We start from the raw sequence: 8,867 nt of genomic DNA, 5'->3' as shown, positions 1-8,867 counted from the left end.
CAGACCCTTGAGACCATGAAGAGTAACATAATAGAAGAGGCTTATGAACTCGTCGAGGCGATTGAACTTGATGAGACCGATGCACTCAAAGAAGAGGTAGGTGACATTCTCTTTCTCGGATTCTTCTTTGCCCGGCTCCTGGAGGACGAAAAGAACGTCAACCTTGAGGAGTTGCTCACCGCTACCATCAAAAAATATAAAGAGAAGCATCCCCATGTATTCAAAAATCAAGAACTCAAGGATTCAAAGGCGGTGTTGCAGTTCTGGCATAAGAGCAAGAAAGATATATTTTCAGGGGTGGTTAAGTCCCTTCCCGCGCTTCTCGCGGCGAGACTTATTCAGGAACGCGTCAGTAAGATCGGGTTTGATTGGGATTCATACAAAGGGGCGCTTGAAAAGGTCTATGAGGAGATTAAAGAGGTCGAAGAGAGCATCGGTAAGAAAGAGACCTTTGAGGAACTGGGTGATCTTCTGTTCGCCTGTGTTAATCTCGCCCGTCATCTTTCGGTTGATCCAGAAGATGCTTTAAAACATGCGAACAAAAAATTCATCGAACGATTCAGATTGGTTGAAAAAGAACTGGAAAATCAGGGTAAGACGATCACAGACGTAAATCTTGAAGAGATGGATGAGATATGGAATGACCTCAAAAAAAAGTCTGAAACTTGATGAAAAAGAAAGATTCATCGGCGAACTCAATGAATTAAAAGAAGGTTTGAGGCAACTGGGTATTGAATACGACAGGTCTGTTTTGGAAAGATTCCGCATCTATCTGGAGGTTCTGCACAACTACAAAGATAAGGTTCATCTGCTGTCACATCGTGACTATAATCGCATCGCACGGCGCCATTTTGTAACTTCATTGACGGCTTTCAAATATGTCAAAAGATTTAAATATATATGTGACATCGGGGCGGGCGCCGGTTTTCCTTCAATACCCCTTCGTATTTTACTGCCCGATATAGATTTGACCCTTTTTGAATCCAGAAGAAAAAAAGTGCGTTTTCTGAATCACCTTATCGACCACCTGGGACTCATGCATACCCGGGTCGTCAATGGAAGAGCTGAGGACTATAAAGAAAGAAAGTTTGAAGTGGTTCTTTTAAAGGCGGTCGGCAGGATCAAGAAGATGGTGAAGGCGATCGATCATCTGATAGAACCGCAGGGTATTGCAATTTTCTATAAGACCCATCGGATCGAGGAGGAACTGAGAGCCGCCGCAGCGGTGCTTGAAAAGAAGCACTTCCGAATTAGAACAGAGAAGCTTTTCACCCCCCTTGAAAATCTGCCTTTGGCTCTGGTGATACTGGAAAAATTTCAGGGGTGAAACGTATACTTGACATTATAAAGAAAATTGATATAATAAGCCCGTTAATAAGGAGGTAAAATGGCATACAAAATTACTGAAGAATGCACGGCATGTGGACTCTGTGAGCCTGAATGTCCGGTGCAGGCAATTAGTGAAGGTGATCCTATTTATGTAATTGATTTCAATAAATGTGTGGAATGCGAAGGCCACTTTGATGAACCTCAGTGTGTGGCGGTCTGTCCAGTGGGCGCACCGGTTCCTGATCCGGATCACCCGAAGAAATAACAAGGAGTTTATATAAAAAAGGCGGACGCTTGAGCGTCCGCCTTTTTTATATGGAAAACTTATTGATTTGTTGCTGGTTGAGGAGGTGTCAATGTAAATCGTGCATCCAGGTAAGCACCTTCAGTATCCGTCGCCCTTACCAGGATTTCAAAAGCAGTTGTTTCTGCAACCGTACCTGATACGATTCCGTTCTTTTTATCGATAACCAGACCTTCAGGTGCTTCTAAGAGTTCAAATGTCAAAGGATCATTGTCAGGATCAATGATCGGAACCGGAAATTTGATTGAGCCGGGGGTGTACGGTATTGAATCAGCTGATTCTTTTAATATCGGGGCACCGTTCACAACATCTATTTCCAGAAGATAGAGATTGGAAACCGTATCTCCGTCTGAGGCATATAATTCAGCGGTAAGATGAGAACCTTTTTTAAGTTTAAGCTGTTTCAAATTTATTGTAGTGGAAGAATCAGGAAGACGCTCTTTGTAGTCGAGTGTCCAATAACACAGCCATTTCAGACTGTCACCGTCAGGGTCAAAACCTTCACCAATGACTGTTAGATCACTGGTTGATGTCAATATGGTATCCGGTGAAATACGGGCACCGGTGATCTTCGGCGGTGTATTACCGATAACGACCGGCGCCGTTTTGACGGTTTCGCCGGTTGACTTTCCGTCGCTCGGCGTGATTTCAGCGAAGATCTCATCGTTTCTTTTCGCTTCTTCCAGATAAAATTCAAATCCTTTTCCGATTTCTTTTCCATTCAAGAACCACTTGACTTCATAATCGATTTTGTCGCCTTCTTTATCTCCAGCTTCAACACGTAGAGTAATTCTGGAACCAAGCACGGGCACGGCGGGAACGATTTCAGCGCTTTTTATAAATGGAGCGGTATTTGCTCCTTCCCCGGTTTTATCTTCTTTTTTCTCTGCACCACAGTTTACATAAACTGTAATAAGAAAGACCAAAAGAAATTCAAAGAATTTTTTCAATGCTGCCTCCTCATTACAATATTTTAATAAAAAACTACAAAAAGTCAAGGTTTTTGGGAAGGAAGAAGAGAAGGACGCAGGATGCTACACTTCAACGCTGTCGGTCTCTGGACGGAGATCAATCCCCGCCCAGAGACCGTAATAAGCCGTTATTCCTCGTCGTGGTATTCACCTATGATATAACCGTCTGAGCTGTATTCGAACTGTTTCAACATCCGGATGGCTGAAATATAGGTCTTATCACCCACCCAGTAGATATCGATGTCTGCGTAGAACGGAGCCCTTAAATCGTCAAAAGAATCGATATTTTCTTCAGAATTCGGAGCGCTGATTACTACACCGTCAGGAGCAAGAGGCATCCAGGATTCTTCGAAATTGACCTTATTCCCTTCGATTGCCAGAACACAGCCCCTTAGATGTTCGCGTGATCCGTCAATTTGAATATTCTTCTTTAAAGGTACTCTTTTGTTCTCATCCGCGTGTGCCAGGAGAGATAATAATAGAATAAATAAGCAAAGGTATTTAGCGTATTTCATTTCATCCTCCTTTATCTTCCACGCCACAACATTACACCACCACGCGGGTTGTATGGCAGTGGTGTTTCAATACCGATAAGTCCACCAGCTGATTGGACAAAGACTTTTTCCTGATCTGCACTTATGTGCATTGCCGGTTCAGATGGCATATCTCCAATGATGGGTATGTAGGTTTTGAATTCTCCGGTTGCATTGGTATCCAGCATCGCTGTTTTGTAAGCGGTTCCTGTTGTGTAGAAGAGCGCCCAGAGATTACCGGCCTGCGGTCCTCCACCGCCGCCGATACAGAGATCAGGTCCCTGGCTTGCTCCCGTGGTGTCCTGGGGTATGAATGATGTGAAGATTACAGCACCGCCGAGGACCAGGGGAGACGTGATTACCCGCTCACCGGGAATGGAGTCAAAATAACGATACCAGCCGTCCCGGGCTTCAACATACTGAACCAGTTCGTCGAAGTTGTTGACACCCAGAGAGCTGATTACCGTATCAGAATAGACATGGACGTCGGTGACGTTCGCAAGGTCATTGAGTGTAAATGCGGGATTTGCAAGGTCTCCCTGGGTTGTGTCATCTTTGACACCGACGAACATCATTGTATCGGTGTTGGCGACATCGATGTTACTGAAATACTTTCCAGTACCGAAATATATCCAGAGATTTCCTTTGGAGTCTGTGGCGACCGAGCCTTCAGCTGTAATCGGTTTGTTGAGCGTAATCACTTTATGGAGTGTCCAGTTTACAGGATCAGGATCATTATGCGTCATCAACCGGTAGATTGTTCCACCGCCTGAATTGTCATAGGTTCCGAAATAGGCGAGGTTCGTGTAGTAATTAAGACCGAAATCGGCTGAGAAGATATTGGTGATTGCTGTATTGGAATCAGGAATGGTGAATTCGTGAATAAGAGTGCCTGTGGCAATATCAAGCACATAAAGATGCGCCGGCTGATTGCAGTCGCCGTACTTACTCTGGGGCCCTGAGCCGAAGACGAGATACCATTTGTCGTTTGTCCCTGACATATCTTTTATCTTGATCACCGCTGGAACGCACATCGTAAATCCGAGGTTATCGTCGGTGAACTCCCACATAAATTGCGGTCTGCGGTTGTCGCGTTCAGGATCGGTTACATCAAAACAGCAGTATGCTGAACGGAAAGTGTCCACGCCCGTTACGTCTATTTCACCGCCGCCGAATCTCATTCCCGTGACAAGGATCGTACCCCAGCCATAAGGATGCCAGGTCGAGTCAGGCGTGAATATCTTCACGTCCGTTGGATAGGGCTTCAGGTCTACATAATAGACGTGGCAGTAATTTGTATCGGCGAGCCATTTCAGATGCGGCAGGACATTATAGGGAATGAACGCCCAGAGTTCTTTACCGAGCGCCTGGCCCAGTGTCTGGACACGTGCAATGGTAATCGGATCTTCCAGTGTTTCATATAATCCTGCATTGAATGCATGGATCATTCCGTCGTTGCCGCCGGCATAGACGACGGTTCTGCGGTCAAGATATTTTTCCCAGAATGAGTAATAGGTATCGTCTCCGTAAACCATATGATAAGCTTCACTCGGTGCACCTACGGGCATCGGGGAGGAGTGGATGATGTCTCCGAGCTTCCAGATATTATTGTTGTTATATTCACGTGAGCGCCAGTTGGGATAATCAACACCGCGGATATATTGAATCAGGGAATCACAAGCAGCTCCATTACCAAAATCAAGGCGTGCGTCAAGCCAGTTCTGATTGATGACGAATGCCCTGCGGTTTCCATTCCTGTTATAGAAGATTCTGCGATTATCGGGATTCCTGGTCAAAAGATGTTCACCTGCATCCCAGAGGAAATTGAGGCTCTCAACAGGTACGGTATCAAGAGGAACGAGTGTTCCCAGTCCGCTCGTATCCTGGAACCGGGCGACCATTGTTTGATTGTTTCCTGCAGAAAAGAACATCTCAATCGCAAGGTCGTTTTTAAGATGGAGGATTCTGTTTCCCTGGGTCTCTTCACGCAGATTTCCATAAGGGTCCAGCCACAGCGCCGCTGCCTTTCCTATCCAGTTCAAAGAGAGGGTGCTTGTTAAATCCAGCGTCGGATAGAATGTTGCATTATAGACCACACCGCCGCCTTTTATTCCTGATCCGGAAATCGCACCGCCGGATGCACTTGTAACGCGCGCCAGTTCCTGGATGTTCACAAAGATGTTTCTGAAAGCCTGTTCCAGTGCATATCCTTCATCAGCATAGTAGTAATTATCAGGTACGCCATTGGAATCAGCGTCATATTCAAACTGTTTGTCCGGTTTTAGATAACCGGGATCACCCAGGGTATCAGAATCTTTGAAGCCTCCGAAGATGGCGATATTCTTTGAAAGGGTTGCCCCTGACGGAGTGGCGAAGAGAAAGATGGAATAAAAGGTGAGGGTCTGTTTATCCGGTATTCCGTAGATGGGGTCGGCGTCAGGCCGCAGGTCTGTAACATGTGCATAATAGGCATAGTCGTCTGCACAGCCATGAGTTCCGTCACTGCTGTCCGGACCGTTGTAGTATCTGAAGCCGTAATAACTGGGTCCATACGGAGATGCCGGATGCGGAAGATGGCTGCAGTCAGAGACCGGATTGTCAGAGTTCGATTCACCGTCACTCACAAAGATAAAGAAACTCGGACGGCAGGAGACAGAGACCGTGTCGCCGCCTACGACTTCATACCAGGGGTCAAGTTCAGTGCCGACATCGTTTATACTCCAGGTATAGCTCCAGGTATTGTTGCGCCAGTGCGGATGGGTGAACCTGTAATAATGGATTCCTTCAAATATCGCGTCACCGCACCAGGTGCCGCCGGTCGGTCGCTTTTGCTCTAAGGTATCGAGAAATGCGCGCAGCGAAGAACCGAACGGACATTTTACCCGTCGATAAAACGGTGACCTCGTGCTGAAGGTCTGGAGTGCAAAATGGGGAGCACCTTCATCCCACACATAGTCGTCGTCGACGTCGGCGATCTCACGCACCACACCTTTTGATATTTCAGTCGAATCCGTGGTGATGATACCGTAGACATAACTGCCAGAACTGCTGTTCACACGATAGTACGGTTCTTCGAACAGAAGCCTGCTTTTATCATTGTAGGCAGGACCCTTTCCGCCGGTCAGTACTTTACGGGCGACGTCGATTCGGGTGGTATGCCACCAGTTTATTTCATTTCCGGAATACGAACCATTGGGGTTTTTTCTATAATATTGCCGGCTATTGAACCATACTATTTCATAATTTGAATTCGGGTCTGCATAACCATAGTAGACCTTATTGGGGTTATAAGGATCGATGCTGTGACTGTAACCAGGCCAACTATCATAGACCCAGAATCTCATACTTCCTGTGAAGTCCTGACAGATCAGCACATTAGGAATTACCACTGCATTATGACCGCCGACAAACGGAGGCGCAGTACAATAGGTACTCATATCCGCTCCTGCCAGAAACGCGGTTATAATTATTAATCCAAAGATTATTCTTTTCATCATCTCCTCCTTATTAATCAATCCCAACGACTTTTTTCTGTTCGACCTCAAGAGTAACATTTTCACCGGTTACACTTGAAGCCACAGCCTGGGATTCGATATGATAATAAAGATTAACACCGCCTTTAGCTATACCCTGTCCGATACCAAAGTAACCGCGTGCGAATTTGATTGCGGCTCCACTTACCGTTGATGCAAAAAGAGGGGCACTTGCTACGGTAATCGTATACTTACCGATATTACCGTTGTAATTTGTCGGAGAAACTCCAGCGGTAAATGCGCTATCCACTTTCAGCATTCCTATTTCCAGACCGCCTTCACATGCCTCGAATGCCGTCTGATAGCGTTTTTGGCCGCCTGCTACATTCAACCCTCTTGTGACCATATAAATACCCAGTGCCGCAATGATAAGGATAAGAATCATTGTACCGAGGGCAACAAGCAGGGCGATACCTTTTCTATTACTTATGGTAAACTTTGAACTTCTTTGGTACTTCATCATATTCGCCTCCTAAAATTGAAGATTTCTTGGCCAGGTAATGGCAGTGACAATTTCTCTTTTTCTCCGCAGATCATAAGTCGTGGGAGTATAGGTGTTGTTTTCAAGAGTAATGGCTCCGCCTGTATATTGATAATCCCTGAGCAGTTGTTTTGTGACGACGACGAATGACGAACGAATCGCAAACTTATGCTGGTATAACAACTGCGGTGTGTAATTCGGTATGCTGTTTAGGTCATCAAACCATTCATTCGGTTCTTCAATCGCGCCGTTGTCGTTCAAATCCACACCGAATGCAAACTGGATGTCTTCTACATTCTCGAGAAATACTTCATTCCCTCTTAACAGCTGTTTATTGTTATTGAGGGTATACGTAACACCGCTAAAATAAGTACTCAGGTTTGGACTGAAAGCAATGGCTCCCTGACCAGCACTGACAACTCCTGGAGCAATATCGAGCTCAAGTGCCGGTACGGTGATTTCTCCGGCAGCATGGGTGGTCCAGGTCGTACCGGCGATCACCAGACCGGAATCCAGGAGATTCTTATTCTGGTCAACGAGGATTAATTCATCACCAACTGAAAAGTGGGTGGCTAAATCTGAAAATCTATAGACGATAATCTTTGAACTGTTCTGAACAGGAACCAGTACCGGACTCCAGTTGGCGCCGTCTGATTCGAAAGCAAGTCCTGCACCATAAAGAGTGATGTTGTCGGCTCCTCCATTGTTACCGGCGTCTCCAGAAATAATAGAAGGGTCATCTGTTCCGATTCCATAACCAGCCATGAACAGATCCCAGCGGAGTAGAGAAAGGGCGATATTTGCATCGGTCTGCATCACTGTGGTTGCCTGAACATTTGTCGCCTTTGTCTGCTGAAGTGTGAGTATTGAAAAGATCGCGCCCAGAATAATTGTCAGGATTGTCAGTGATACAAGAATTTCAACCAAAGTCATACCTTTTTTCATGATTACCTCCATTTTACATAATCTGCAGCGAGGAGTCGCTTACCCTGTCTATATACCAACATCCTTATTGTTCGAAGATTACTTTGAGGAAAGTCAGCTACGACATTCCAGTACACATCGAATGCCGTATTGTTGATTGTTTGTCCGACAATATTTGCCGGCGATGCCTGATAAGCACCTGTGATAGAATCTAAAAACAGAGGATTACCGCCGCAGTTGTCGGTCAGCAGCGGATCATTTATGTACAGAAGTTTTATGGCTTCAAGACCTTTTGCAAGAACTTCCCTCGCTTCCATATGTTGTTTTACCACTGCAGTTGTTTTCATTCCCAGAACCGTCATCTGACTTACTGTGAGAATACCGACCGCCAGAATGACTATTGCAACAAGAATCTCGACAAGGGTAAAACCTTTTGGATGTCGGGCTGGTGTAGTATTCTGTGTCTTCAATCCTCTGATTTTAATTCCGGAAAATGTTTTCATGTATCCTCCTTGGTTCATTTAATTAGATACCGGTCCATGAACCGTTTTCATAACGATAGACTTTTACGTTTCCGAGTGAATTGACATGAATCGCAAAATTATTGCTTCGGTCAGTAATATAGATCACTCCGTTTGTCGCATCACCCCGGCCGCGGAATTTCAGAGTGCCTCCGGGAAAAGCCCAGCGACCTATCGGCGGTGTGCCGTTTCCGCCAGGCGCCTGGGGTACACCACCTGTCGTGGCAAAACGAAGATTGCGGCCGGTCGTCTGACCGAGTTTATATCGTAT

At 45.8% G+C, this 8,867-nt stretch carries 9 protein-coding genes; 3 read left to right on the top strand and 6 right to left on the bottom strand.

The annotated features are described in order from the left end of the window. From ENI34_03185 to ENI34_03175, 3 genes are all read left to right on the top strand, one after another. Window positions 1–669: nucleoside triphosphate pyrophosphohydrolase (locus tag ENI34_03185; protein ID HEC78130.1), on the top strand; the 669-nt coding region annotated here is incomplete at its 5' end. After that, on the top strand, window positions 629–1,327 hold the full coding sequence (gene rsmG / locus ENI34_03180; GenBank protein ID HEC78129.1) for a 16S rRNA (guanine(527)-N(7))-methyltransferase RsmG: 699 nt from the start codon (window positions 629–631) through the stop codon (window positions 1,325–1,327). The genes ENI34_03185 and rsmG, both read left to right, overlap by 41 nt. Window positions 1,328–1,387: 60 nt before the next feature. Further along, complete coding sequence (locus ENI34_03175; GenBank protein HEC78128.1) at window positions 1,388–1,594, top strand: YfhL family 4Fe-4S dicluster ferredoxin; 207 nt, start codon at window positions 1,388–1,390, stop codon at window positions 1,592–1,594. Between the two features lie 59 nt (window positions 1,595–1,653). Here ENI34_03175 and ENI34_03170 read toward each other — a convergent pair whose 3' ends face one another. The 6 genes from ENI34_03170 to ENI34_03145 form a co-directional block, all read right to left on the bottom strand. Then, the gene (locus ENI34_03170) at window positions 1,654–2,583 is read right to left on the bottom strand and encodes a hypothetical protein (GenBank protein ID HEC78127.1); all 930 of its coding nucleotides are present in this window, start codon (window positions 2,581–2,583) and stop codon (window positions 1,654–1,656) included. Between the two features lie 149 nt (window positions 2,584–2,732). Further along, a complete protein-coding gene (locus tag ENI34_03165) occupies window positions 2,733–3,119 on the bottom strand; it encodes a hypothetical protein (protein ID HEC78126.1) in 387 nt (128 codons plus the stop codon). A gap of 11 nt (window positions 3,120–3,130) precedes the next feature. Continuing rightward, on the bottom strand, window positions 3,131–6,697 hold the full coding sequence (locus ENI34_03160) for a hypothetical protein (protein ID HEC78125.1): 3,567 nt from the start codon (window positions 6,695–6,697) through the stop codon (window positions 3,131–3,133). Beyond that, window positions 6,645–7,133 carry a hypothetical protein gene (locus tag ENI34_03155; GenBank protein ID HEC78124.1) on the bottom strand — a complete coding sequence of 163 codons (489 nt, stop codon included), beginning with the start codon at window positions 7,131–7,133 and terminating at the stop codon, window positions 6,645–6,647. The genes ENI34_03160 and ENI34_03155 overlap by 53 nt, the downstream gene beginning before the upstream one ends. A 9-nt stretch (window positions 7,134–7,142) precedes the next feature. Beyond that, on the bottom strand, window positions 7,143–8,108 hold the full coding sequence (locus ENI34_03150; GenBank protein HEC78123.1) for a prepilin-type N-terminal cleavage/methylation domain-containing protein: 966 nt from the start codon (window positions 8,106–8,108) through the stop codon (window positions 7,143–7,145). Further along, entirely contained in the window at window positions 8,099–8,596 is a 498-nt protein-coding gene (locus ENI34_03145) for a prepilin-type N-terminal cleavage/methylation domain-containing protein (protein HEC78122.1), read from the bottom strand. The genes ENI34_03150 and ENI34_03145 overlap by 10 nt, the downstream gene beginning before the upstream one ends. Between the last annotated feature and the right edge of the window lie 271 nt (window positions 8,597–8,867).

Source organism: candidate division WOR-3 bacterium (genome assembly GCA_011052815.1).
In the GTDB taxonomy this organism is placed as follows: Bacteria; Hydrothermota; Tepidihabitantia; order SM23-42; family SM23-42; genus DRIG01.
The sequence above is the reverse complement of the archived record's forward strand: the minus strand, read 5'-3'. Positions and strand labels throughout refer to the sequence as shown.